Genomic DNA, 22,781 nt, shown 5'->3' with positions numbered 1-22,781 from the left:
GGACATCGCTATCGCACTGGCACAACGGTATTCGGCGGCATACGCCGACCTGGACACATCGGCCGCGCTGGACGAGATCACCGGCTGATCAAACGTCGCGCAGCCGAGGTACGTCGTCGAGGGTGCGGGGCAACACGTAAAGCGCCAAGCGACGATCCTTCACATCGTGCTCGCCCAGAAACACGCAACCGCCACTCTCACAGAACAGCCGCGCCGGCTTGTTGCGGCGGTCCGGGTCGAAAATGATTCGGCGACATTGTGTCTCGGCGTTGAGCACGCTGGCCACCACGTGTGGCAACAAGAACTGTGCGATTCCGTCGTGCACGATTTCGGGGTCGGCGATGGCTGGGTGTATGCCCAAGTCGTACGGCTCGCTCTCGTACCGCGTGCCGATGACATCCATTGCTGTCCAATACAATTCGAAGTACCCGTGATAAACGCCGTTGATGCTGCCGACGAACGGTCGAGAATAGTTACCGTCCAGCTGCGCCCGCAGGTACTGCTGCCAGCGCGAGGCCGGCCATGCCGAATCCCAACCCCGTACCAGGTGCGGACGACTCATCCAGTCCGCGATCATCTCGGCGTCTGCGCCTGGATCGACCAGCCGACACGCATAGGGTGACGGCACCACTGGCGTCGGGGGCGGCGGGAACCCATCACGGTCACGGGTCAGCGCGCGTGGGAAAAGCTCGTCGGCTTCGCTCATAGTGCTAGCTCCCATTTTTCAGCCAGAGCCGAGACCCAGTCCGGCACTGCATCGGCGCTATTCGGCGGCGCCGCGACCAGCACCAACTCGTCGATACCAAGCTCCTCGAGGGCGCCGATATCCTCAACCTCGGGGCTGACCAGGGCCACAGCCAGCCGCAGTTCGCTGCGCTCACGACCGGAATCGGCGCAGAACTGTTCGAGCTTCCCCACTCGCTCCCGCACCGCAGCCAAGCCATCGACGTTGAAGCCGTACCAGCCGTCGCCCCACGCGGCGACTCGACGCAACGCAGCATCGCTGTTTCCGCCCACCACGACCGGGATATCGCCGGGGGGCTTCGGGTTGACCCGGATCGAGTCGAATCCGACGAATTCGCCGGAGAAGGACGCGATGTCGTTGCGCCACAGGGCGCGCAGAGCGGCGACATATTCGGTGGTGCGCGCCGCGCGTCGCGCGAACGGTATGCCAAGCGCGTCGAACTCCTCCCGGGACCAGCCGACACCAACGCCCAGCGTCAGGCGCCCACCACTGAGTTTGTCCAGACTCGCCGCCTGCTTGGCCACGATCACCGGATTGTGTTCGGGAAGCAGCAGCACGCCGGTGGCGAGCCGGATGCGCGACGAGGCGGCCGCCGCGAAACTCAGCGTTACCCACGGGTCCAGCCAATCCGCTTGTGCGGGAACGGCGATGACGCCGTCAGCGGAGTACGGGTAACGCGATTCGGACCGGTCCACCATCACCACGTGTTCACCCGCCCACAAGGTGGTGAACCCGTGGCGGTCCGCCGCGGAAGCCACCGCGTCGATCACCGCCCGGTCAGCACCGGAACCAATGCCCAACGCATGCAACCCCACTTGCATCCGTGAATGGTCTCACGTGCGACGGCTGAGCAGCTTCGCCAACACCGTGGCGTGGCTGATCTCGACCTGACGGTTCGCGGTGACCAGTGTCAGCGTCCCCCGCTTGGCGAGCGTGCGCAGCTCCGCCAGCGCGGGGTTGCCGGCCAGTTCCGCCTCGTAACGCGCCGCGAATTCGTCGTACAGGTCGGGTTGATGGTGGTACCACTCGCGCAGGTCCTTCGATGGCGCAACGTCTTTGCACCAGACGCCCACCCGCGGGTCGTCTTTGCGGATTCCGCGCGGCCAGATGCGGTCGATCAAGACCCGCTGGCCGTCTTCGGGATCGGGCTCGTCGTAGATCCGCACTACCCGCACCGCACGCTTGGGACTCATCGCCTCAACCGATCCGCCACCTCGACAACCCGCTGGAAGCCGACGTTACGCCCGGTTTTTCAGTAGTGGTAGGTGTCGCTGGGCGCGGGCGAGTGCACCGGTTCGTCCTCGAACTCGGAGGCTTCGATGCCATAGGACCGGGCCAGGTCGAGAATCTTGGTGGCCCTGGCGATCCGCGGCAGGTCCGACCCGTTGCGAATCTCTCCCCCGTCGGCCTCGAATTCAGCGAAAAATTCTTTCGCCCAACCGATTTCGTCCTGCGACGGCGACAGACCCTCGTTCACCACGGCGCACTGATCCGGCGACAGACAGATCTTGCCGGTCATCCCGAATTCCACGGACACCGCCGAAGCCTCGATTAGCTTCAATGGGTTGGAGCCGATCGTGGGCCCGTCGATCGCGCTGGGCAGCCCGGCCGCCTTGGCCGCGATAGTGAACCGCGAGCGCGCGTAGGCCAACGTCAACGGGTCGTCGCCGAACCCGGTGTCGCGGCGGAAATCGCCGATGCCGAACGCGAGCCGGAAGGTCCCTTTGGCGGCGGCGATTTCGGTGATGCGCTCCAGTCCGCGTGCCGTTTCGACCAACGCGACGATCGGCACATTCGGCAGGCGCTTGGCGGTCTCGGTGATGTGGTCCACCGACTCGACCATCGCCAGCATCACCCCACCCACCGGGGTATCGGCCAGCTTCGCCAGATCGTCGGCCCACCACGGGGTGCCGAAGCCGTTGATCCGGACCCAGTCGTTGTTGTCGGCGGACAGCCACCGCACCACGTTGTCCCGGGCCGCGTCCTTGCCCTTGGGCGCTACCGCGTCCTCGATGTCGAAGACGACGATGTCGGCACGGGAGTGCGCCGCGGCCTCGAACCGGTCGGCGTGCGTCCCGTTGACCAACAGCCAACTCCGGGCCAGAACCGGATCGATACGTGAGCCGATGTCGGCGGGTTCCGCCGCCTCGTAATTGGCTTGGTCATACATCGCGTGCTTGGCCGCCTGTTCATTTCCGTCGTTGACAGCCCCTAACCGTAGCGACAGCACAACGTGACATACCAGGTCCCCACCCGAGACGGCTAACGCGGCCGACGCGCCGAGCAGCGCAGGAGCACTTCACCCGTCCACAGCCCCCGCCGAGCGCAAAGTCCGCTAGGCGGCAAGCGTGGTTGGATGGCTGCGTGGCAGAGATCAGCCGCAGCCGGACCATCAACGCGCCAGCACAGGCAATCTGGGACGTTCTGGCTGACTTCGGCACCCTGAGTTCCTGGGCCGACAAGGTCGATCATTCATGCGTGCTCAACGAGGGGCCCGACGGCGGCCCGATCGGCACCACCCGCCGCGTCCAGATAGGTCCCAACGCATTGGTGGAGCGCATCACCGGATTCGACCCGCCCACCGCACTCGCCTACGACATCGAAGGCTTACCGACCCGGTTGCGCAAAGTCGCCAACCGCTGGACCCTGCGCCCGCTCGCCGATCCGGGCGCCAAGACTGCGGTCGCGCTGATCAGCACGGTCGAAGTCGGCGACGGACGTACGGCCCAGATGGCCGAGTGGGTCGCCTTGCGCGTCCTGGCCAAACAGTCCGACGCGCTGCTCGCCGGACTGGCACGACGATTGGAGAACACCCATGTCTGATCGCCCCGACGTCGTCATCCTGATGACCGACGAAGAGCGTGCAACACCGCCCTACGAGCCAGCCGAGTTGCTCGCCTGGCGGCAACAGACCCTGGTCGGCCGACGCTGGTTCGACGAGCACGGCGTGAGTTTCACTCGGCACTACACCGGGTCGCTGGCCTGCGTTCCCAGCCGCCCGACGATTTTCACCGGGCAATATCCCGACTTGCACGGCGTCACCCAAACCGACGGCATAGGCAAGCGCTTCGATGACTCACGGTTGCGCTGGCTGCGCCCGGGCGAAGTGCCGACGCTCGGCAACTGGTTCCGCGCGGCCGGCTACGACACCCACTACGACGGCAAGTGGCACATCTCGCACGCCGATCTCGAGGATCCGGCCACCGGCGGATCTCTGGCGACCAACGACGACGACGGTGTCGTCGACCCGGAGGCTGTGCAGCGCTACCTGGACGCCGACCGGCTCGACCCATACGGCTTTTCCGGCTGGGTCGGGCCCGAGCCGCACGGGGCCGGGAACGCCAACAGCGGCTACCGGCGCGATCCGCTGATCGCCGATCGTGTCGTCGCCTGGCTCAACGACCGCTATGCGCGACGTCGCGCCGGTGATTCCGCGGCGCTGCGCCCGTTTCTCCTGGTAGCCAGCTTCGTCAATCCGCACGACATCGTGTTGTTCCCGGCCTGGGCTCGACGCAGCCCGGTGCAGCCTTCGCCGCTGGATCCGCCACCGGTGCCGGCCCCGCCGACCGCCGACGAGGATCTGTCGACCAAGCCGGCCGCGCAGATCGCGTTCCGCGAGGCGTACTACTCGGGCTATGGCCCGTCCCCGGCGGTCAGCCGGACCTACAAGCGCAACGCGCAGCGTTACCGCGACCTGTACTACCGGCTGCACGCCGAGGTCGACACACCAATCGACCGGGTTCGTCGCGCGGTCACCGACGGCGGTTCTGACGATGCCGTCCTGGTGCGCACCTCCGATCACGGCGAACTGCTCGGCGCGCACGGCGGCCTGCACCAGAAGTGGTTCAACCTTTATGACGAGGCCACCCGGGTGCCGTTCGTGATCGCCCGCGTCGGTGCGAACGCCACCGTGGCGCGCACCGTCGACGCCCCGACATCGCATGTGGACCTGGTTCCGACGCTGCTCGGCGCGGCCGGGGTGGATGTCGCCGCGACGGCGCAGATACTCGCCGAGTCGTTTTCCGAGGTGCATCCGCTGCCCGGGTCCGACCTGATGCCGGTGGTCGACGGCGCACCGGCAGACGAGTCGCGCGCGGTGTATCTGATGACACGCGACAACGTGCTCGAAGGCGACACCGGAGCATCGGCCCTGTCCCGTCAACTTGGCCGCGACGTGAATCCTCCTGCGCCGCTTCGCATCAAGCTGCCAGCGCATGTGGCGTCGAACTTCGAGGGCTTGGTGTCGCGCGTCGAGGATGACGATGCTCCCGGCGGAGCGGGCCATTTGTGGAAACTGGTCCGCACTTTCGACGATCCGGCGACCTGGACCGAGCCCGGCGTAAGGCACTTGGCCGCCAACGGAATTGGCGGCGAAGCCTACCGTACTGATCCAATTGACGATCAGTGGGAGCTCTACGACCTGACGGCAGATCCGGTAGAGGCCGAAAATCGTTGGGCCGAGCCAGAACTGCACGAACTGCGACAGCATCTGCGGATGCAACTGAAGCAGGCGAGGGCTTTGTCGGTGCCCGAACGCAATCAGCCGTGGCCGTACGCCAACCGGCAGCCACCCGTCGGCGAATCACAGGGAGTGCTGCGGCGTGTGTTGGAGCGACTGCGTTAGCTCGGGTCAGGACTGCAGGTCCAGCGCCGCACCGATCAAGGCGAGATGGCTCAGACCCTGCGGCAGGTTGCCCAGGAACGAATGATCCTCGGGATCGATCATTTCGGCGAAGACCCCGACATCGTTGCTCAAGCCGACCAGCTCATCCATCAGGTCGCGCGCTTCGGCGTCGCGGCCGACGTAGTGCAGCGCCGAGACCACCCAGAATGAGCACGCGACAAAGGTCCCTTCGCCTTCCTCACGCGCACCGCTGAAGCGAAACAGTAACGGCCCCTGTCCCAAATGCCGCTGCAGTGCGTCGATGGTCGAGGACATCCGTTGGCCCCGGTCGTAGCCGCTGCCGGCGTGCAGCAGGATCGACGCGTCCAACTTGCCGCTGCCCGGATACCACTCGTACGCACCGAGTTCCTCCGACCAGCACTCCCGCTCCACCCATTCGCGGATGCGTTTGGCCTCGTGAGCCCAACGCTTCGTGTCCCCGGGAATCTGGCCGTCTTCAGCGAGGCCGACGGCGCACCGCAATGCCCGCCAGCAGCCGATCTTGGAAGTCGTGTAGTGCTCGAGTTCCTCCAACTCCCACATGCCGGCGTCACGGTTACGCCAGGCGTCGCAGGCCTGATCGGCGAAGTCGGCCAAAAGGTGGCCGGTGGGCGTGTCCAGCGCGTGCCCGGCGTCGACGTATAACCGCACCGTGTTGAACAGATCAGCGTAGATGCTGAGTTGGAGTTGGTCGTGTGCCCGGTTGCCCGTCACCACGGGCCCGATGCACCGCCAGCCCGGCGCCTGACGTTCGATCACGGGGTCAACCGCCGAGCCATCCAGCCGGTAGAAGACTCCGGTGCCGGCGCCGTGACGGCGGACCGTGCGTAGCAACCAACTGATCGCCGCGTGCGTCTCCGCCCGGATACCGAGGCGCCGCAATGCGTCCAGCGTGTACGCGGTATCGCGGACCCACGCATACCGGTAATCCCAGTTCTTGCCGCCTGAGAGCCGTTCCGGAAGTGACGTGGTCGCGGCAGCCGCTATCGCTCCGGTTGGGCTGTAGAACAGCAACTTCAGCAACAGCACGCTGCGCTGCACGGCATCGTGCCAACTTCCGCTGCAATCAAATTGCTCTGACCAATTCGACCAATGAGCAACGGTGTGATCCAGTCCGCGATCGATGTCTTGCACCGCCGACAACATCAACGGCTCGCCAGCCGTGGCCACCACCCCGATCACTCGCCGCGAACCCGCGCGAATCGTGAATGCGCCGAAGATTGCCTGGTCGGTCATTTCGGTATCCATGCCTTCGGAAACGCTGACACCGAGGTTTATATCCGCTAACCGCAACACTGTTCCGTGCGGTGTGTGCCGTGCCCACGGCGAAGCCGTGTCAAAGCATGTTCCCGGCGCGACCCGCCAGCGCATCGCCACTTCGCCCTCGACACCTTCTACACGACGAACCAACTCGGTCCATGGCAGCCGCCCGTCGAGTCCAATGTTGAGCGCGTCGATGACACGCACTCGACCGGAGTCCGTATCAAAGGTGGTTTCCAGAACATTCGTCTGGGGTAGATAGCGACGCCGCGACGTGAACGGCTCGGAGGGCGACAACTCCAACCGACCACCATTGGCCGAGTCCAGCACTCCCGCGAATGCGGGTATCGAATCCAGGTTCGGGATCGGAAACCAGTCGATGGCGCCGTCTTCGGCGACCAGCGCCACCGTGCGCCCGTCCCCGATTGGCGCGTAGCTGCGCAGCGCAACGAAACCGTGGTCACGACAGGGTGATTCGCTCGGCGCTGAGATGACGGGGTCGAGTTCTGGTGCCGGCACGCCCTCGCTTTCCCCAATCTCAGGACAATAAACGCGGTTGCCTTGTGTGAGCCGCCTGCGAACGGGTAACCCGGCCCGATGGCGAAGATCGGTTACTTCCTTTCCTGCGAGCAGTTCGGCCCTGCCGAACTCGTCGATCAAGCCAAACGCGCCGAGGCTGCCGGCTTCGACGCGCTGTGGATCTCTGATCATTTCCATCCGTGGAACGACGAACAGGGCCAGAGCCCGTTCGTCTGGGGCGTCATCGGAGCGCTATCCCAGGTCACGTCGCTGCCAGTCACCACCGCGGTCACCTGTCCGACCATCCGCATGCACCCGGCGATCGTCGCCCACGCCGCCGCGACGGCCGCGGTGCAGTTGGATGGGCGCTTCATCCTCGGCGTGGGCAGCGGCGAGGCCCTCAATGAACACGTCCTGGGTGATCGCTGGCCGTCGGTCGGTGTGCGCCAGGAAATGCTCGAAGAGGCGATCGATGTCATCCGGCTACTGCACAAGGGCGAGGAGGTCAGCCACCATGGCAAGCACTACGAGGTTCAGGAAGCGCGCATCTACACGCGTCCGGAAAAACCGGTACCAATCTATGTTTCCGGGTTTGGCCCGCAGGGCGCGCAGCTGGCCGGACGCATCGGCGATGGCTACTGCCTGGCGATGCCTGAAGCCGAGTTGGTAAAGGCTTTCCGAGACGGCGGCGGTGGCGACAAACCGGTTCAAGCCGGCACCAAGGTCAGTTGGGACCGGGACCCCGAGCAGGCCTTGAAAGTGGCTCATCGCTTGTGGGCCAACGAGGCACTGCCCGGTCAGACTGCTCAAATATTGCCGCGCCCAAAAGATTTCGCGGAATTGATGTCACTGGTGGCACCGGAGCAGGTCGGCGAGAACGTGACGTGCGGACCGGACGCGGACAAGCACGCGGCGCAGGTCCGACAGTATTTCGACGCCGGGATCGACGAGGTGTATGTCCAGCAGATCGGTCCCGACATGGACGGTTTCTTTACCGCCTGGGAGCAGGAAGTGCTGCCCCAGTTGCGGCAGTAATCACAGACCTCGAGCCAGTTGTTGACGGGCTGCGTAGATGATCGACCCCGCGGTATGGAACGGCACAGAGTCGCGGTGGGCCGCGCCGACAGGTAGGTCGGCGGCCCGGCGCAGCATCATCAACGCGAGCGGATTGTTCGTGCAGTACGGGACGATCAACACATTGGCAAACGCTTCCGAACCGTTGGCGGTTATCACGTGCTGATGCTTGTGTTGCCAACCCTGCCAGTTCAGATCGGGTGGCCGCTGCAGCGGCGGCCAATTGACCGCGATGCTGGTGACCTCGCCCAGTCGCGCGCTCAGCGCAGCGACCAATTCCGACAGCTCACCGCCAATCCGATCTGTCCGAGGCCACCACGCTCCGTCGATGTCGTGACCGAGCTCGCGCGCCAACGTGAGCCGGATCGGGGTGGCCTGACGTCGTCCCACCCGCGAGTGGATCATCGGGTTGTTCCTTCACGCTCTGCATCGACCGTCCGCGAGCGCGGAACGACGGAGGAATCACATTGCCCGTATAACGCAGTCCGTAGCTGACTACAACTGACTACTGCTGACAACGAAACGGCTCGGGGTTGACGCTACGCCACCGGGACTGCCGCCAAAACGGCAGGATGCACTCTTTCTTGACGCGGACGCCGCCGAATCATGCAATCTAGGCAAGGATGGGGGGCATGGCGATAGAAAACTGGTGGGATGCCCCCGAGATTCATCCGTCGGAGATCCGGGTAGGTGATGCCATCGGTACGGTGGATGCCGATCATCTCCGCTACACAGTCAAAATGATCAGCGGCCCGCAGTCAGGCCGACGCCGATGGACGTTTTTCGGCCGCGACACCAATGGTCGAGACCATGTCAGCACGTTCAACGACGACGACATGGTGCGCAGGTACGCCAAGGCATCGTGATTGCTGGCCGGTGAGGCTTACGAGGGTGAAAGGTTCTGCCGAGTAGATGTCGAAGTTCTCGTTACCCGAAGAGGCACCGGAAGGCTTGGCCTCTCCTGTCACGGCCAAAGTCATGAAGTACTCGGCCAAGGCGCACGTCGCCGTGTTCAAACTGACGAACGGGCGGATCGGCAATAAATGGCGTATCGGCGCCGGATTCGCGAACCCGGTGCCGACCCTGCTGCTCGAACACCGCGGTCGCAAGTCCGGTCGGCAGTTCACCACTCCCCTGCTGTACCTGCGCGATGGCGAGAACCTCGTGATCGTCGCCTCCCAGGGCGGTCATCCCAAGAACCCGCAGTGGTATCACAATCTCGTCGCCAATCCGCAGACCCGCGTGCACGTGAAAGGCCAACGCAACCTTGAGGTTTGCGCGCGGGTCGCCTCACCCGAGGAGCGCGCGACGCTCTGGCCCCGGCTTGTCGAGCTCTATGCGGACTTCGCCAAGTACCAGAAGTGGACGGACCGGGAAATTCCGGTGATCATCCTTTCTCCGCGTTAGCCGTCAGGCGAAACAGGGCGCGGTCCAGGGTCGGCAAGATCTCGTTGATGGCGATCTCGCCCGCCGCAAACCGTGCCACCAGACCGTAGGCAAGGTTGGACACGATCGGCGGCAAATCTTCGATCAATTCGGGGTCGGCGCCCTCGAGTACGGCCATGGTGGCGGGTATGACAGCGTCGAGTCCACGGCTCACCAGCTGTTGTCCTCCCGGGGCTGATCGGACGCGAAAGTACGCGCGCAGCATGTCCGGATGCTGTTCCCAGGGCTCGAAAATCGTTCGGAACACCCGCATCAGACCTTCGTAAACCGACGCGTCGGGGGCGGGACGCTGCGCGCTCAGACCCGCGTACCGGTTCTCCTCCATCCAGGATTCGAGGGCTGCCAGAATCAACGTGTCCCGGTTGGGAAACCGCTTGTAGATAGTGGTCAGCGAGGTGCGCGCCCGCTTGGCGACCTCCCGCAACTGCACGGCCTCGTAACCCTCGGTCTCGAGCAGGTCGATGACGATATCCAGGATGCGGTCATGCCGATCCGGCTCGATCATCACTTCAGCACTAACCACATCAACCCTTGCCGTCGGACGGTAACGCGGTTACTGTACCTGCTGTAACAGGGTTACTCAACGAGGAGGACAACGATGCCCGGCCGAGTTGCAGACAAGGTCGCGTTCGTCACCGGCGCGGCGCGGGGCCAAGGCCGCAGCCACGCGGTACGCCTGGCCCAGGAAGGTGCCGACATCATCGCCGTCGACATCTGCCAGCCTTTCGACAACTCCCCGGCACCCCCGTCGACGCCTGAAGATCTCGCGGAGACAGCCGATCTCGTCAAAGGCTTCGACCGCCGCATCGTCACCGCCGAAGTGGACGTCCGCGACTACGACGCCCTCAAGGCGGCCGTCGACAGCGGCGTCGAGCAGCTCGGCCGACTCGACATCGTGGTCGCCAACGCGGGCATCGGCACCGTCGCCCCCCGACTGGACCGGATGGACGAGGATCTGTGGCAGCAGATGATCGACGTCAACCTCAGCGGAGTTTGGAAATCAGTCAAAACCGCTGTGCCACACCTACTTTCCGGTGGTGGCGGCTCGATCGTGCTGACCAGCTCGGTCGCCGGGCTCAAGGCCTACACCCACACCGGTCACTACAACGCCGCCAAGCATGGAGTGGTGGGGCTGATGCGCTCCTTCGCCGTCGAACTAGGCCCGAAAAACATCAGGGTCAACTCCGTACACCCGACCCATGTCAACACGCCACTTCTGATCAACGAGCAGACTTTTCACCTATTCCGTCCCGACCTGGAGAACCCGGGACCCGACGACCTGGCTCCGATCTGCCAGACCTTCCACACTCTGCCGATCCCGTGGGTGAACGCCGAAGACATCAGCAACGCGGTGCTGTTCCTGGCATCCGATGAAGCGCGTTACATCACTGGCGTCACGCTGCCCGTGGATGCGGGAAGCTGCCTGAAGTGACGATCACGGCCGACACCGCGGTCTACTACGACCCCTACGACGTCAACATCACGGCCAACCCCTACCCCACCTACGCGCGGCTGCGGGATGAGGCGCCGCTTTATTACAACGAGCAATACAACTTCTGGGCGATCTCGCGACACACCGATGTCGAAGCGGCGCTGTCGAATTGGGAGACGTTCTCCAACAGCCGAAGTGACATCCTGGAACTGATCCAGTCCAAGTTTCCGATGCCGCCCGGTGTGATGATGTTCGAAGATCCGCCCAAACACACCATGTTGCGCGGCGTCATGTCCCGGGTGTTCACGCCGCGACGGATGGCCGCGATCGAGGACCAGATCCGCCGGTACTGTGTCCGGTGCCTTGACCCGCTGGTCGGTTCGGACGGGTTCGACATCATCTCCGAACTCGCGTCGATGATGCCGATGCGCGTGATCGGCATGCTGCTGGGCATCCCCGAAGACGAACAGATCGGGGTGCGCGACGCCAACGACGCCAACTTGCGCACCAAGGCCGGCGCGCCGATGAAGGTGGCCAATCCCGACGCGATCGCCGACGGACGCATCTACGCCGACTATGTGGACTGGCGCGCCAAAAACCCGTCCGACGACTTGATGACCGCGCTGCTCAATGTCGAATTCGAAGACGAGCATGGCGTCACCAGGAAGCTCAACCGCAAGGAGGTGCTGCACTACACCCAGGTGGTCGCGGGCGCGGGTAACGAGACGACGGGACGGCTGATCGGATGGCTGGCCAAGGTGCTCGCCGAGCATCCCGACCAGCGCCGCGAAATCGAGCAGGACCGCTCGCTGCTGACGCGTGCGGTCGACGAGACATTGCGCTTCGAGCCCACCGGTCCCCATGTCGGGCGGTACACGCTGCGTGATTTCGAGCTCTACGGCACCACGGTGCCGGCCGGCAGCGCGGTATTGCTGCTTTTCGGAGCGGCTAACCGAGATCCGTTGCGGTACAAGGACCCTGACGTTTTCAACATTCACCGCGACAACATCTCGCACCTGACATTCGGCAAGGGCGTGCACTACTGCCTCGGGGCGAACCTGGCCCGTCTGGAGGGCCGGGTGGCGCTTGACGAGTTGCTCAACCGGTGGCCCGAATGGGAAGTGGACTACGACAGCCTCAGGCTCGCACCGACGTCGACGGTGCGCGGTTGGGAGCGCCTGCGCATTGTGGTCTGAGGTGCTAACCCAGTTTCGCCAGCTCGGCCAGCTCGTCCAGGCGCCGCAGCGTCTGATCGCGCGGTGCCGTATCGAGGTCCAACAGCACCCGCTCAACGCCCAAAGAGGCATACTCCGTTAGCAATTCGGCCGTCGCATCCCCCCATTGGCAAACGGTCACCGGCACGTCGTCACCGGCAAGGGCGCGCAGTTCCTGCAGTGGGCCGGCCAGCCACTCCGGCGCCGGCGTAATCGCGATCCAACCGGCATTCAGCGCGGCAATGCGCTTGAAGCTGGCCGGACCGCCGCCCACGTACAGCGGCGGATGGGGTTTGGTGACCGGCTTCGGCCAACTGTAGATCGGATCGAAATCGACGTGCTTGCCGTGGAATTCGGATTCTTCGCGAGTCCAAATCTCGATCATGGCGCGCAGTCGCTCATCGGCCACCCGGCCGCGTACCGCTGGGTCGACACCGTGGTTGGCAATCTCCTCACGCAGCCAGCCCACGCCGACGCCGAACACGAATCGCCCACCCGACACCAGATCCAACGACGCGACCTCCTTGGCCGTCACGATCGGATCCCGTTCCGGGACCAGCGCAATGCCGGTGCCCAACACCAGCCTCTCGGTGTTCACGGCGGCCGCCGTCAACGCCACAAACGGATCCAGCGCGCGATAGTACTTGCGTGGAATCGGGCCGCCACTCGGATACTGGCTGTCATGTTTGACCGGAATGTGGGTGTGCTCGGCCACGAACAGCGAATCAAAACCGCGCTGCTCCAATGCCGTACCGAGTTCGGCCGGACCGATGCCCTCGTCGGTGACAAATGTCAGAACCCCGAAGCGCATGCTTGCTCCTCATTTCGTCGCGACCACTTTGCCACGAACACGCCTCGGTGGGAATTAATTCCGCGCCGTCGCGGTAGAACAACGCATGAAGCTCAACGACGCAGCACGCGAATTCATTGGCGGGGGTGCCGACGCCACGTTGGTCACCCTCAATCCCGACGGCAGCCCGCAGGTCAGTCTGGTTTGGGTCGCGCTGCAGTCCACGCCGGACGGCGACGAACTGGTCACCGCACACCTCGGTGAACACAAGAAGGTGCGCAATGTGCGCAATGATTCCCGCGTTGCCATCACCGTCGTGTCAACCGACGACCCGCACGGAGCGATGCGGCCATACCTTGCCATCAACGGAACCGCCCGTGTCGTCGAGGGCGGCGCGCCGCAACTGCTCAAGGAACTCGCGCAAACGCTGTCCGACCCGAACGTGTTTCCGCCCGCCGATGCACCTCCGGGGTTCCTCACCCGCATCCGCATCGACAAGGTCGGCGGCATCGGCCCCTGGTCTTAAAAGGGGTCTTAAAAGAGGTCTTAAAAGGGGTCTTAAAAGGGGCCATAGTCGGGCTAAGCGGCCTGAGCCGCGAGCGGACGTTTCGTCGGGCGCGCCGCACCCCACAGCCCAACGCCGATCCCGAGCATCGCCCCACCGAGCCCGATAAGCCGCTGGGACCGCTTGAGTTCGCCGTGCACACTCAACCCGCCTAGCAGGTCGGCCGCGTCGGCGCCAGCGGAAGCCAGGAACCAGCCGCGAGTGTTGTTGCCGCGCAACGCCGCCGCGCTGAGCAAGCCGCCGATCAGCGCGTCGCGGTAACCCATCGAGCGCAACAGCAGCTGCGCCGTCGCCGTTTGGTCGTCCGGATCGCCCCAGAGTTTGTTCGCCTGGAGGGGGTCGACGAGGAAGGAGATACCTGAGGCGAGCCGGATGCTGCCCGCGACGAGCGCGGCACGGTCGATTGACATGGCCGCAGCCTAATCTTCGTCGCGTTCGGGCAGAAGCATCCCACTGGGTTGCCGAACGCCCGATTGGGCCATGAGAGGGTAAATCCTCATGGACCTCCCGTTCGCTTCGGACTGGACATCGGCGGTGCGCGGCCGCTGGACGCCACCCAGTCTTTCTCCCTGGCCCTCTCCAAGGCTTCCTCGGCGCGCCCGCACCGCCCCGACGTTCGACCTGGTGCCAGGACTCGAAGACCACGAAGACGACGAGACCAAAGCCACCGACGCGGCCCTGGACACAGTCGAGTTGCCGTCTGCGGATCCGGCCCTGCTGCTGCAGAAGATGGAAAGCCGGTTGGTCCGCAACCACCTGGCCAACGACGCCGTATTGAACAGCGAAGAGCTGCGCAAACTCCGTTACATCCTCAACTTCGCCAGGCTCGCCGACTTCGAACCCGGCGCCGCCGGTCCAGGCGGCAGCCGCGGCCGCGGCGACATCTCGGTGGGGGCCGAAATCGGGCCGTGGCGCTCCAGGGTGGTTGACGCCTTGTACGGGCCTTTGCGTGAGGAAAAGGACCCAGTCAGCGCGTTGCGGGCGGCCCGCGAACTACTGGACCAGTTGAGCGATGACCAGAACGACCAGCGGCAGGTGCTTATCGACCGGCACCGCAACGACTTCTCCGCGGCCGAACTCGACGCCGAAGTCGGATACAAGAAGCTGGTCACCGTGCTCGGCGGTGGCGGCGGTGCGGGCTTCGTCTACATCGGTGGCATGCAGCGGCTGTTAGAAGCCGGTCATGTGCCGGACTACATGATCGGCTCGTCGTTCGGGTCGATCTTGGGCAGCCTGGTGGCACGCGAATCGCCGGTACCGATCGAGGAGTACGTGGCCTGGGCTAAGACGGTGTCCTACCGCGCCATCCTGGGCCCCGAGCGGGTGCGTCGCCGGCACGGCATGGCCGGCTTGTTTGCTCTGCGCTTCGACCAGTTTGCCCACGCGCTGCTCAGCCGCGCGGACGGTCAACGGATGCGCATGTCCGATTTGGCGATTCCCTTCGACGTGGTGGTCGCCGGCGTGCGCCGACAGCCTTATGCCGCGCTGCCGTCCAGGTTCCGCCGCCCCGAGCTGGCCGCCCTACAAGGACGTTCGGTTCCGTTCCGCCGCATAGGGATTGGGCCACTGGTGGCAGCCCGGATGTGGCAGGTATCCGCGTTCATCGACCTCCGGGTGGTCAAGCCGATCGTCGTCTGCGGGGACAACCCGGCACTCGACTTCGACGTCCTGGACGCGGCCTCGTTCTCGTCGGCCATTCCCGGTGTGTTGCACCATGAGACGAGCGATCCCCGAATGCTGCCGTTGTTGGACGACCTGTTCGCCGAGCGGGAGGTTGCAGCGCTGGTCGACGGCGGCGCGGCGAGCAACGTACCCGTCGAACTGGCGTGGAAACGCATCCGGGACGGCAAGCTGGGCACCCGCAACGCGTGCTATCTGGCCTTCGATTGTTTCCATCCGCAATGGGATTCGCGACACCTGTGGTTGGCTCCGATCCTGCAGGCCATCCAGCTGCAGATGCTGCGAAATCTGCCCTATGCCGACCACCTGGTCCGGTTTGGGCCCACGCTGTCGCCGATCAACCTGGCGCCGTCGGCCGGCGCCATTGACCGCGCGTGCCGATGGGGAAGCAACAGCGTCGACAAGGCCATTCCGGTGACGTCGGCACTGTTGCAACCGAGCTGGTGGGAAGGCGACGCGCCTCCTGTCCCCGGCTCCGCACCTGCCGAACACACGAAGTCGGTCGCATCGTCGATGAGTTCGGTTATGGCGGCGATCCAGTCACCGAGCGGTCGCCTATCCCGGTGGCGCAACCGTCACCTGACTTAGCCCGTCCTCGGCAGACTAGGATGACGCCATGTCCGACCCCGAGGACTCGGCAAATCTGGCGTGGTCGCGCGGCAGCGAGGTGCCCGACGTCCGCGACAACCCGGTAAATGGTGGCGGCAACCTCGGCGGCAGTCAGCACGCGCCTCCCGAATCGGCTGAAAGCGACCAGTCTTGGGCTACCGCCTGGACCAGGGCCGGCGCGCTGCTGCTGATCTGTCTGGCGGTGGCCATGGTGATCGTGGTCGCGGGGTGGATGCTCAGCAAGAACAAGCCCGCTGACACGGCGGCCGAGCCGACGGCGACCACCGCGAAGGCGACCGCATCCGCATCAGCGACCACCACGACCATCACGTCAACCGCCGATCAGGACAGCCGGTATCTCGCCGCTCTCAACGAGAAGGGCATCGAGTTCTCCAATCCAACTGTCGCGGTCCACAACGGTAAGACGGTGTGCCAGAACCTGGTGGCAGGCCAGACGGTGCAACAGATCACAGCGCAATTCCGTTCGGACAGCCCCGATTTCAGCGCGCAAGCCGATAACTTCGTCGCCATCTCGGTACGCGCGTACTGCCCGCAGTACAGCAAGCTCGTTGCCGCCTATTGAGCGCTGGCGGCACCACGCGCGTCCTGCTCAGTCAGTAATACTGCGAAAGGCAGCGACCAAGTCCGCCAACAACTCTCGGGCCGCCGCCGGGTCTGCAGGCAGTGATCCGGCGAAGCGAATGTCGTCGGCTCCGTCCGCCACGATCTGCGGCACAGCTGCGACCGAGGCACGCACATCGATTGCTCCGTCGGAGCCCTTGACCAGCGCCGCTGACCCCTGCACCCGCAATGTCCCGGGGTCGCCGCCGGACTCCGTGATCGCTCGCTTCATGGCGGGGATCGCTGCCTTGAGGTCTCGAATCGCCGGACCCCAAGGGATCCAACGGTTTCCGAACCGACTCAGCCGTCGGGCGACCGCCGGGTTGACGGTGCCGCTGACCCAGATGGGTACGCCGCCGGGTTGCACCGGTTTCGGCATCTGATGAATGCCGTCGAACGTCAGTTCCGGCGAGCGGTAGGCGGCCCGCTGCTGTGTCCACAAGGCCTGACAGACCTCGAGGGTGTGGTCCAACAGGCGTCCACGGCGCTCGAATCGCAGCCCGACGGCATCGTATTCCTCTCGCTGCCAGCCTATTCCGACGCCAAGGTCGACACGTCCGTCGGACAGCACGTCCATGGTGGCCAACTGCTTGGCGAGCACGGCCGGACGTCTCAGGGCGGCCAGTAGCACCCCGGTGCCAAGCCGGATTCGGGTGGTATTCGCCGCGATAGCGGTCAATAAAATCAGCGGCTCCAGCCAATCGCCGTCCGGGCCGGTCGGTTGTCGGCCACCCGCGGTGCCCCCGGCTGCCGGGTCTGCATAGGCCTCGAGGTTCTCGCCGAACACAACGTGGTCGGAAACCACCACCCGGTCGATACCGGCCTCGTCCATCGCGCGAGCCGCGTCAAGCGTCGCGCCCCAGTCCTGGGTGGGCTTGTCGCTGAAACTACGCAGATACAACGAGAGTTTGGGACGCACCGTCATAGCCATCGAGCCTACGGCTTCGAAAATACGACAGGACGCCTCCCTTCTCACACGACCCCTACTACTGACTGCAGTCAGCGGTTAGCATGGGACTCCGCGCACCGAAGGGGCAGGTACCGAACATGTCAACGGTCAAGGGATTGTCGGCACGGGAGTCCAAGCGCCTGCAGACCAGGGAGCGGTTACTGGGTGCCGCGGTAGCGGAATTCAAGCGCTCGGGCATGGCCGACGCGGACGTCGGGGCGATCGTCGCGGCGGCCGGAGTCGCCCACGGCACCTTCTACTTTCACTTCCCCACCAAGGAACACGTGCTGTTGGAACTCGAACAGCGCGAGGAGCAACGCATCGCCAACCAGTTCACCCGCTTTGCCGAATCCGAGCACGATCTGGCCGCGGCACTACACGAGTCGGTCCGCCTGGTGGTGGCGCTGGAACGCCGGCTTGGCGTGATGCTTTTCAAGAACTTTCTCGCGCTGCACTTTTCGCAGACGCGCCCACCGGCCGAAGTCGGGCGGGACCATCCGATCATCGTCGCGGTGGCGCGAGAGATCGAGGATGCGCAGCGACGTGGCCAGGTGGACCCCGACGTCAATCCCATCAACAGCGCAGTGTTCTTCCTACTGGGCTTGTATGCACTGCTGACCACCACTACCGGTTGGCCGATACGCGACGAGATGGTCGGCGACTACGTGAAAAGAACACTGCGGAGCTTGGTCCCACCAGCCATAAGTCATTGACTTAAGTCAGCAAACCGTGCCAAGCTCATTGGGCGACGCGGCCGCCACAGGCCGAGCTGCGCTGTGGGAGGAACCTTGAATCTGCCCGTGAAATTGCGTCGGGGCGGCGATGTCGGTACCGGGCTCGCTTCCGACGAGCACTTCGAACAGTCGCGGGTCGCACAGCGCCGGGCAGACCGGTGGTTGATCTCCGGCAGCCTGTTGATCGGCACTGCGGCCCTTGGTGTTTTCGGGCTGCCGCTGTTCCTGCGCGGAGTCTGGCTGCAGCGCCAGGCGGGGCGGCAAGGGCTGTCAGTTCGACCGGTCATCATCACCCTGCTCGGCTATCTCGTGATCATCGATGCGGCCATCAACACAGTGGGCTGGGCGCTGGATCTCGTGGGAAACCACACCCTGCTGGGCCGGGTGTTGCTCACTGGCTGGGGCAACATGTTCGACGCCGGGTACTTCTGGCACTACAACGAGTTGTGGGTGGGCGGCGCTGCGGGCCCGGGCGAAAAAGGTTGGGAGGTCGGGCTGATCCTCACCGTGTTCACCATGCGGATCGCAGCCGGCATCGGTTTTCTCCAGATGAAACGCTGGGGTCACCAATGGATGGTGGTCACCTGCTGGATGGGTGTGGTGATCTGGATCGGCTACGTGTTCAACATGACGATGTACGCCGACGTGCGTTTCGCCGGGGTGGTGCTTCCGGTCGTCGGCTGGTGGCTTTACGACATCTTCTACATCACCCCATTCCTCGCAATCCCCTACTTGCACACCGTCAATCGCGAGATTTTCACGGACTGAGGAGGTCCTGACATGTGGTGGGAACTATTGCGGTACGTAGCCGCGTGGGGCGGCACCGGCCTGATCATCTGGTTCTGGTACTGGATGTTCTCCAACATCGGCACGTTCTGACTAGTGGACAACCCGCAGTCGATCGAACGCAGCTGCGCGCTGACCGCAGTGGCGTTCAGTGACCGGCGCCGCGAGGACGCCCGGTTGATCACCGGCGCCAAGAGGGCTTTCGGCTTAAACGCGGCGCTGCGCGTGGTGCACGTTCCCTATCCTGGCGCCCGCGACTGGACGCGACGGACCTTGACGTGTGGGCTGGCGCTGCAGTGCGCACCCTCCAAAGAACGTCTTGCCGGCTACCGGTTAGCCGAAATGTCGGCGCGCGAGCTGCGCGCGCTCAGTCTCGTCGAGGCAGGCGTGGCCCTCGGCTGGATCGCTGAGCGGTGGCCCGGGCTACTGATCGAGATGCGGCGCGTGTTGCCCGATTTGGAACCCGGCGACGCCAACGCCGATGCGACCGCGATGCTCGACAGCGCCATCGAGTTGGCGCGCACCGACCGGCCGCTACCCCACTATCCGCTACTGGGCGTGCTGCCTGGCGACAATCCGGCCCAACGCGGATTAGCCACGGTGGCAAGGCGATTCGGCCGAATGCCGTGGACCACTACCCAACGCCGGCGGCCCCGGCCCTACTCGGTACCGGTCGGCGGGGACGGCGGCGTACGTAATCCGAACCTGCCGCCGCCGAGCAGGCCGGACGACAACGACCTCGACATCAGTCCGGACCGTCGGCAAGGCATCCCCTACCCGGAGTGGAACGCGTGGAACAACGACTTTCTGCCGGATCATGTTGCGGTTGTGGAACGTACGTGCCGTGGTCACGGTAGCCGGCCATCGTCAACGTCGGCCGATCTACGCAAGTGGTTCGAAGAACATACCCACCGGGCAATGACGAACCGTCTCGAAGACGGATCCGATCTCGACGTCGACCAGTACGTCCGTCACTACATCGACACGATGACGGGTGCCGCGCCCCCGCCCCGAATCTTTCGTGAACTTCTGCCCAGCAGCCGTGATGTCGCGACGGCACTGCTCCTTGACGGCAGTTCGTCACTGGGCGTGCACGGCGGGCGGATCTTCCGCCTCGAACTGGGATGCGCCGATGCGCTGTCGCGGGCGATGACCCTCGCGCAGGAACGCCACGGCATCTTCGTGTTCACCGGCAACACCCGCCACTTCGTGGAAGTGCGGTGCCTGAAGGACTTTCGGGACCGTCGCTTTGTCGCACCGAGCGGTCTCGGCCTCACCACCGGTGGTTACACCAGGCTTGGCGCGCCGATTCGTCATTTGACCAGCAGGCTGCTATCACAACCGGCAGAGCGGCGGTTGATGATCGTGATCGGCGACGGGCTGATGTCCGACGAGGGCTACGAGGGCCGTTACGCCTGGGCCGACGTCGCCCACGCGATCGAGGAAGCCAATGGCGCGGGCGTGTCGGTGTATTACATCGGCGTCGGCCCCACCCGGGTGGATCCGCTGCCGGAAGTGTTCGGACCGCTTCGCTCACAACGCATTCGGCGCGTCGAGGAGTTGCCGCGCGTGCTGGCCCACGTGCACCGAGAGTTGGTCGCCGCATGACTGAGGTCTACATCGCCAACGGCAACGAGGTCCGGTTGTTCGAGCAGGCTTACCACCGGCTCATACCGGTAATGCTCACCGGCCCAACGGGTTGCGGCAAGACTCGGTTCATCGAACACATGGGCGCACTGCTGGGACGGGACGTCGTCACCATCAGCTGCCACGACGATCTGACGAGTTCGGACCTGGTAGGTCGTTTCATGGTGACCGGCGGCGACGTGGTGTGGACAGACGGGCCACTCACTCGAGCCGTAAAGACCGGAGCCATCTGCTATCTCGACGAGGTCGTCGAGGCCCGTCACGACTCGCTGGCGATCCTGCACTCGCTGACCGACCACCGTCGTGCGCTGTATCTGGACCGGGCCGGCGAAGTCGTCAAGGCGCCAGACTCCTTCATGCTGGTCTGCTCCTACAACCCCGCCTACCGCAGCTCGCTGAAGGAACTCAAGCCGTCGTTTCGGCAGCGATTCGCCACGCTTGCAATGACCTACCTCCCGCCCGCTCAAGAGGCCGAGGTCATCGTCGCCGAATCCGGTGTCGACCTTTCGGCCGCACAGCAACTTGTCCACTGCGCCACGGCAATCCGCCACGCCGACGACGTATTTCACTTCGAGCCGCCGTCGACGAGGGTACTGGTGACCGCGGCGAAGTTCATCGCCGCGGGCGCATCCGCACTGGAAGCGGCCGAGGCGTGCATTCTGGCACCGCTGAGCAATGACGGCGCTATCACCGACGGCCTGCGTGAAGTCGCGGCAGCGAGCCTGCAATAGACAGAAGGGACACCGACCATGAATGAGCAAGAGCGCAAACGCAAGCGGGCGCTGATCGTCTTTCAGGTGTTCATCTACGGCTACCTGCTGGCCATGTTCTCGATCCAGCTGTACATGTCCTTCGCCCGGGGATGGTGGGACTTGTGAACCTTCCATTGCTGCAACGCCGTTCGGCGGGCGGCCTTGCAGATCACGAGGACGCGTCTCGTGTTGCACAACGGCGAGCCGACAAATGGATGATCGTCGGTGCCGCGCTGATGGGAATGTGGGCGCCCGGCGTCATCGGCTTCCCCATCTTCATGCGCGGAGTGTGGCTGCAGCGCCAAGCGTTGCGCGCCGGGCTCTCGGTGCGCCCGATGATCGTCACCTTGATCGGCTACCTGGTGTTAATCGACGGCTGTCTCAACAGCCTCGGCTGGGCGCTGGACCTGGTGGCCAACCACACTTTGATCAATCGGGTGCTCATGGTGGGCTGGGGCAACATGTTCGACGCCGGCTACTTCTGGCACTACAACGAGGCGTGGGTTGGCGGCGCCGCGGGCCCGGGCGAAAAGGCTTATGTGGCGGGGCTGATCCTCACCGTCTTCTCGATGCGGGTGGCGGCGGCAATCGGCTTCCTGCAGATGAAGCGCTGGGGTTACCAATGGATGGTGGTCACCTGCTGGATGGGTGTGGTGATCTGGACGGCCTACGTGTTCAACATGACCATGTACGCCGACGTGCGGTACGCCGGTGTCGTCTTCCCAGTCATCGGCTGGTGGCTCTACGACATCTTCTACATCACCCCGTTTCTCGCGATTCCGTACCTGCACACCGTGAATCGCGAAATCTTCTCCGACTGAATCAAGGAGCATGAACATGACCACAACCCCAGAGACCGACGAACAGGCTGATGACCTTCCGCCCGGCACCACCGCCTACTACGCGCGCATGCACAAGTGGATCAAGCGGGCGGTGTTGGTGTGTCTGGTCGCCCTGGTCATCGAAGGAGCCTTCACGCTCCCGTTCATGGCTGTCTACTACGGCTACCCGACGCTGAGCCTCACCGAAATCTGCAGCGAGTTGTTGAAAGTCCGCTATTCCAATGACACTTTGGAATGCAAGTACCCCTACCCGCCGCTCGGACCCCCGGAGGGCGTGCCCGGCAAGCCGACCGCTCGCGACGACTGGGGCATCCAACCGGTGCCCAAGTACCACCGGCTCGGGTTTCGCGAGTTGGTCAGAATCCACGACGAGCGCATTGCCCGGCAGGCAGCGGCCGCCGCCGCCGCTCCCGCGGGCAGACGCTAAAGCGCCGCTTTAGGCACGAAAATCGT

At 64.5% G+C, this 22,781-nt stretch carries 27 protein-coding genes; 17 read left to right on the top strand and 10 right to left on the bottom strand.

From position 1 onward, the window contains the following. Positions 1-88 precede the first annotated feature (88 nt). Genes A5634_RS03000 through A5634_RS02985 form a run of 4 tightly spaced genes read right to left on the bottom strand, consistent with a single transcriptional unit; the run spans position 89 to position 2,915 of the window. Positions 89-706 (bottom strand): GNAT family N-acetyltransferase, encoded by a 618-nt coding sequence (locus tag A5634_RS03000; RefSeq protein ID WP_065142585.1) that lies wholly within the window; start codon positions 704-706, stop codon positions 89-91. Next, the gene (locus tag A5634_RS02995) at positions 703-1,566 is read right to left on the bottom strand and encodes an LLM class F420-dependent oxidoreductase (protein ID WP_065142584.1); all 864 of its coding nucleotides are present in this window, start codon (positions 1,564-1,566) and stop codon (positions 703-705) included. Before A5634_RS02995 ends, A5634_RS03000 begins: the two co-directional genes overlap by 4 nt. Positions 1,567-1,578: 12 nt before the next feature. Next, the gene (locus A5634_RS02990; protein ID WP_065142583.1) at positions 1,579-1,938 is read right to left on the bottom strand and encodes a DUF488 domain-containing protein; all 360 of its coding nucleotides are present in this window, start codon (positions 1,936-1,938) and stop codon (positions 1,579-1,581) included. Between the two features lie 59 nt (positions 1,939-1,997). Then, complete coding sequence (locus A5634_RS02985; RefSeq protein ID WP_065142608.1) at positions 1,998-2,915, bottom strand: HpcH/HpaI aldolase/citrate lyase family protein; 918 nt, start codon at positions 2,913-2,915, stop codon at positions 1,998-2,000. A 194-nt stretch (positions 2,916-3,109) separates the two neighbouring features. Between A5634_RS02985 and A5634_RS02980 the strand changes: the two genes are divergently transcribed. Continuing rightward, complete coding sequence (locus A5634_RS02980) at positions 3,110-3,568, top strand: SRPBCC family protein (protein ID WP_065142582.1); 459 nt, start codon at positions 3,110-3,112, stop codon at positions 3,566-3,568. Beyond that, a complete protein-coding gene (locus tag A5634_RS02975) occupies positions 3,561-5,369 on the top strand; it encodes a sulfatase-like hydrolase/transferase (RefSeq protein WP_065142581.1) in 1,809 nt (602 codons plus the stop codon). Before A5634_RS02980 ends, A5634_RS02975 begins: the two co-directional genes overlap by 8 nt. A gap of 6 nt (positions 5,370-5,375) precedes the next feature. Here A5634_RS02975 and A5634_RS02970 read toward each other — a convergent pair whose 3' ends face one another. Beyond that, positions 5,376-7,187, bottom strand: a complete 1,812-nt coding sequence (locus tag A5634_RS02970) for a glycoside hydrolase family 15 protein (RefSeq protein WP_253861460.1) — start codon at positions 7,185-7,187, stop codon at positions 5,376-5,378. Between the two features lie 78 nt (positions 7,188-7,265). Between A5634_RS02970 and A5634_RS02965 the strand changes: the two genes are divergently transcribed. Further along, positions 7,266-8,222 carry an LLM class F420-dependent oxidoreductase gene (locus A5634_RS02965; protein WP_065142580.1) on the top strand — a complete coding sequence of 319 codons (957 nt, stop codon included), beginning with the start codon at positions 7,266-7,268 and terminating at the stop codon, positions 8,220-8,222. Here A5634_RS02965 and A5634_RS02960 read toward each other — a convergent pair whose 3' ends face one another. After that, positions 8,223-8,663: a DUF5994 family protein gene (locus tag A5634_RS02960; protein WP_437339937.1), complete on the bottom strand. Its 441-nt coding sequence runs from the start codon at positions 8,661-8,663 to the stop codon at positions 8,223-8,225. Between the two features lie 230 nt (positions 8,664-8,893). Between A5634_RS02960 and A5634_RS02955 the strand changes: the two genes are divergently transcribed. Together A5634_RS02955 and A5634_RS02950 are read left to right on the top strand one after the other, a co-directional pair. Continuing rightward, positions 8,894-9,127, top strand: a complete 234-nt coding sequence (locus A5634_RS02955; RefSeq protein WP_065142606.1) for a hypothetical protein — start codon at positions 8,894-8,896, stop codon at positions 9,125-9,127. A gap of 46 nt (positions 9,128-9,173) precedes the next feature. Then, positions 9,174-9,668 carry a nitroreductase family deazaflavin-dependent oxidoreductase gene (locus tag A5634_RS02950; protein WP_065142578.1) on the top strand — a complete coding sequence of 165 codons (495 nt, stop codon included), beginning with the start codon at positions 9,174-9,176 and terminating at the stop codon, positions 9,666-9,668. On the opposite strand, the gene A5634_RS02945 is transcribed toward A5634_RS02950, so the two are convergent. Further along, complete coding sequence (locus tag A5634_RS02945; RefSeq protein WP_065142577.1) at positions 9,649-10,212, bottom strand: TetR family transcriptional regulator; 564 nt, start codon at positions 10,210-10,212, stop codon at positions 9,649-9,651. The two genes, A5634_RS02950 and A5634_RS02945, sit on opposite strands and share 20 nt — an antisense overlap. 93 nt (positions 10,213-10,305) lie before the next feature. On the opposite strand from A5634_RS02945, the gene A5634_RS02940 reads away from it, so the two are divergent. Further along, positions 10,306-11,139 carry a mycofactocin-coupled SDR family oxidoreductase gene (locus A5634_RS02940; protein ID WP_065142576.1) on the top strand — a complete coding sequence of 278 codons (834 nt, stop codon included), beginning with the start codon at positions 10,306-10,308 and terminating at the stop codon, positions 11,137-11,139. Beyond that, on the top strand, positions 11,136-12,335 hold the full coding sequence (locus A5634_RS02935; RefSeq protein WP_065142575.1) for a cytochrome P450: 1,200 nt from the start codon (positions 11,136-11,138) through the stop codon (positions 12,333-12,335). The genes A5634_RS02940 and A5634_RS02935 overlap by 4 nt, the downstream gene beginning before the upstream one ends. A 4-nt stretch (positions 12,336-12,339) precedes the next feature. Here the strand turns inward: A5634_RS02935 and A5634_RS02930 are convergent, their stop codons facing one another. Continuing rightward, positions 12,340-13,164 carry an LLM class F420-dependent oxidoreductase gene (locus A5634_RS02930; protein ID WP_065142574.1) on the bottom strand — a complete coding sequence of 275 codons (825 nt, stop codon included), beginning with the start codon at positions 13,162-13,164 and terminating at the stop codon, positions 12,340-12,342. Positions 13,165-13,249: 85 nt separating this feature from the next. Here A5634_RS02930 and A5634_RS02925 point away from each other — a divergent pair, with 85 nt between their 5' ends. Next, positions 13,250-13,669 (top strand): PPOX class F420-dependent oxidoreductase, encoded by a 420-nt coding sequence (locus A5634_RS02925; RefSeq protein ID WP_065142573.1) that lies wholly within the window; start codon positions 13,250-13,252, stop codon positions 13,667-13,669. A 53-nt stretch (positions 13,670-13,722) separates the two neighbouring features. Here the strand turns inward: A5634_RS02925 and A5634_RS02920 are convergent, their stop codons facing one another. After that, the gene (locus A5634_RS02920; protein ID WP_065142572.1) at positions 13,723-14,118 is read right to left on the bottom strand and encodes a DUF4267 domain-containing protein; all 396 of its coding nucleotides are present in this window, start codon (positions 14,116-14,118) and stop codon (positions 13,723-13,725) included. A gap of 88 nt (positions 14,119-14,206) precedes the next feature. Here A5634_RS02920 and A5634_RS02915 point away from each other — a divergent pair, with 88 nt between their 5' ends. Both A5634_RS02915 and A5634_RS02910 read left to right on the top strand, forming a co-directional pair. Next, positions 14,207-15,976: a patatin-like phospholipase family protein gene (locus tag A5634_RS02915; protein WP_081290151.1), complete on the top strand. Its 1,770-nt coding sequence runs from the start codon at positions 14,207-14,209 to the stop codon at positions 15,974-15,976. Between the two features lie 28 nt (positions 15,977-16,004). Continuing rightward, a complete protein-coding gene (locus tag A5634_RS02910; RefSeq protein WP_065142571.1) occupies positions 16,005-16,580 on the top strand; it encodes a DUF732 domain-containing protein in 576 nt (191 codons plus the stop codon). Positions 16,581-16,607: 27 nt separating this feature from the next. Here A5634_RS02910 and A5634_RS02905 read toward each other — a convergent pair whose 3' ends face one another. Beyond that, positions 16,608-17,543, bottom strand: coding sequence for a TIGR03619 family F420-dependent LLM class oxidoreductase (locus A5634_RS02905; protein WP_065142570.1), 936 nt, complete (start codon positions 17,541-17,543; stop codon positions 16,608-16,610). Between the two features lie 122 nt (positions 17,544-17,665). On the opposite strand from A5634_RS02905, the gene A5634_RS02900 reads away from it, so the two are divergent. The 7 genes from A5634_RS02900 to A5634_RS02875 all read left to right on the top strand — a co-directional run bounded on the left by A5634_RS02900 (position 17,666) and on the right by A5634_RS02875 (position 22,755). Further along, complete coding sequence (locus A5634_RS02900; RefSeq protein WP_065142604.1) at positions 17,666-18,280, top strand: TetR/AcrR family transcriptional regulator; 615 nt, start codon at positions 17,666-17,668, stop codon at positions 18,278-18,280. 93 nt (positions 18,281-18,373) lie between these two features. Then, the gene (locus A5634_RS02895; RefSeq protein WP_172831601.1) at positions 18,374-19,069 is read left to right on the top strand and encodes a hypothetical protein; all 696 of its coding nucleotides are present in this window, start codon (positions 18,374-18,376) and stop codon (positions 19,067-19,069) included. A gap of 114 nt (positions 19,070-19,183) precedes the next feature. Next, positions 19,184-20,695 carry a nitric oxide reductase activation protein NorD gene (locus A5634_RS02890; RefSeq protein WP_065142569.1) on the top strand — a complete coding sequence of 504 codons (1,512 nt, stop codon included), beginning with the start codon at positions 19,184-19,186 and terminating at the stop codon, positions 20,693-20,695. Then, entirely contained in the window at positions 20,692-21,465 is a 774-nt protein-coding gene (locus A5634_RS02885; protein WP_065142568.1) for a CbbQ/NirQ/NorQ/GpvN family protein, read from the top strand. Before A5634_RS02890 ends, A5634_RS02885 begins: the two co-directional genes overlap by 4 nt. A gap of 18 nt (positions 21,466-21,483) precedes the next feature. Further along, positions 21,484-21,612 carry a hypothetical protein gene (locus A5634_RS29815; protein ID WP_301337094.1) on the top strand — a complete coding sequence of 43 codons (129 nt, stop codon included), beginning with the start codon at positions 21,484-21,486 and terminating at the stop codon, positions 21,610-21,612. Further along, positions 21,597-22,307: a hypothetical protein gene (locus A5634_RS02880; protein WP_081290150.1), complete on the top strand. Its 711-nt coding sequence runs from the start codon at positions 21,597-21,599 to the stop codon at positions 22,305-22,307. The genes A5634_RS29815 and A5634_RS02880 overlap by 16 nt, the downstream gene beginning before the upstream one ends. Before the next feature lie 16 nt (positions 22,308-22,323). Beyond that, positions 22,324-22,755 carry a hypothetical protein gene (locus A5634_RS02875; protein WP_065142602.1) on the top strand — a complete coding sequence of 144 codons (432 nt, stop codon included), beginning with the start codon at positions 22,324-22,326 and terminating at the stop codon, positions 22,753-22,755. Positions 22,756-22,781: the final 26 nt, after the last annotated feature.

This window comes from Mycobacterium asiaticum (assembly GCF_001673365.1).
Classification (GTDB): Bacteria; Actinomycetota; Actinomycetes; order Mycobacteriales; family Mycobacteriaceae; genus Mycobacterium; species Mycobacterium asiaticum_A.
This window is presented reverse-complemented; position numbering and strand designations above follow the sequence as displayed.

Coding starts and splice junctions, on each gene's coding strand:
- A5634_RS03000 (WP_065142585.1), bottom strand. CDS start 706: ATGAGCGAAGCCGACGAGCTTTTCCCACGCGCGCTGACCCGTGACCGT.
- A5634_RS02995 (WP_065142584.1), bottom strand. CDS start 1,566: ATGCAAGTGGGGTTGCATGCGTTGGGCATTGGTTCCGGTGCTGACCGG.
- A5634_RS02990 (WP_065142583.1), bottom strand. CDS start 1,938: ATGAGTCCCAAGCGTGCGGTGCGGGTAGTGCGGATCTACGACGAGCCC.
- A5634_RS02985 (WP_065142608.1), bottom strand. CDS start 2,915: ATGTATGACCAAGCCAATTACGAGGCGGCGGAACCCGCCGACATCGGC.
- A5634_RS02975 (WP_065142581.1), top strand. CDS start 3,561: ATGTCTGATCGCCCCGACGTCGTCATCCTGATGACCGACGAAGAGCGT.
- A5634_RS02965 (WP_065142580.1), top strand. CDS start 7,266: ATGGCGAAGATCGGTTACTTCCTTTCCTGCGAGCAGTTCGGCCCTGCC.
- A5634_RS02955 (WP_065142606.1), top strand. CDS start 8,894: ATGGCGATAGAAAACTGGTGGGATGCCCCCGAGATTCATCCGTCGGAG.
- A5634_RS02950 (WP_065142578.1), top strand. CDS start 9,174: ATGTCGAAGTTCTCGTTACCCGAAGAGGCACCGGAAGGCTTGGCCTCT.
- A5634_RS02945 (WP_065142577.1), bottom strand. CDS start 10,212: ATGATCGAGCCGGATCGGCATGACCGCATCCTGGATATCGTCATCGAC.
- A5634_RS02940 (WP_065142576.1), top strand. CDS start 10,306: ATGCCCGGCCGAGTTGCAGACAAGGTCGCGTTCGTCACCGGCGCGGCG.
- A5634_RS02930 (WP_065142574.1), bottom strand. CDS start 13,164: ATGCGCTTCGGGGTTCTGACATTTGTCACCGACGAGGGCATCGGTCCG.
- A5634_RS02925 (WP_065142573.1), top strand. CDS start 13,250: ATGAAGCTCAACGACGCAGCACGCGAATTCATTGGCGGGGGTGCCGAC.
- A5634_RS02920 (WP_065142572.1), bottom strand. CDS start 14,118: ATGTCAATCGACCGTGCCGCGCTCGTCGCGGGCAGCATCCGGCTCGCC.
- A5634_RS02915 (WP_081290151.1), top strand. CDS start 14,207: ATGGACCTCCCGTTCGCTTCGGACTGGACATCGGCGGTGCGCGGCCGC.
- A5634_RS02910 (WP_065142571.1), top strand. CDS start 16,005: ATGTCCGACCCCGAGGACTCGGCAAATCTGGCGTGGTCGCGCGGCAGC.
- A5634_RS02905 (WP_065142570.1), bottom strand. CDS start 17,543: ATGACGGTGCGTCCCAAACTCTCGTTGTATCTGCGTAGTTTCAGCGAC.
- A5634_RS02900 (WP_065142604.1), top strand. CDS start 17,666: ATGTCAACGGTCAAGGGATTGTCGGCACGGGAGTCCAAGCGCCTGCAG.
- A5634_RS02885 (WP_065142568.1), top strand. CDS start 20,692: ATGACTGAGGTCTACATCGCCAACGGCAACGAGGTCCGGTTGTTCGAG.
- A5634_RS29815 (WP_301337094.1), top strand. CDS start 21,484: ATGAATGAGCAAGAGCGCAAACGCAAGCGGGCGCTGATCGTCTTTCAG.
- A5634_RS02880 (WP_081290150.1), top strand. CDS start 21,597: ATGGTGGGACTTGTGAACCTTCCATTGCTGCAACGCCGTTCGGCGGGC.
- A5634_RS02875 (WP_065142602.1), top strand. CDS start 22,324: ATGACCACAACCCCAGAGACCGACGAACAGGCTGATGACCTTCCGCCC.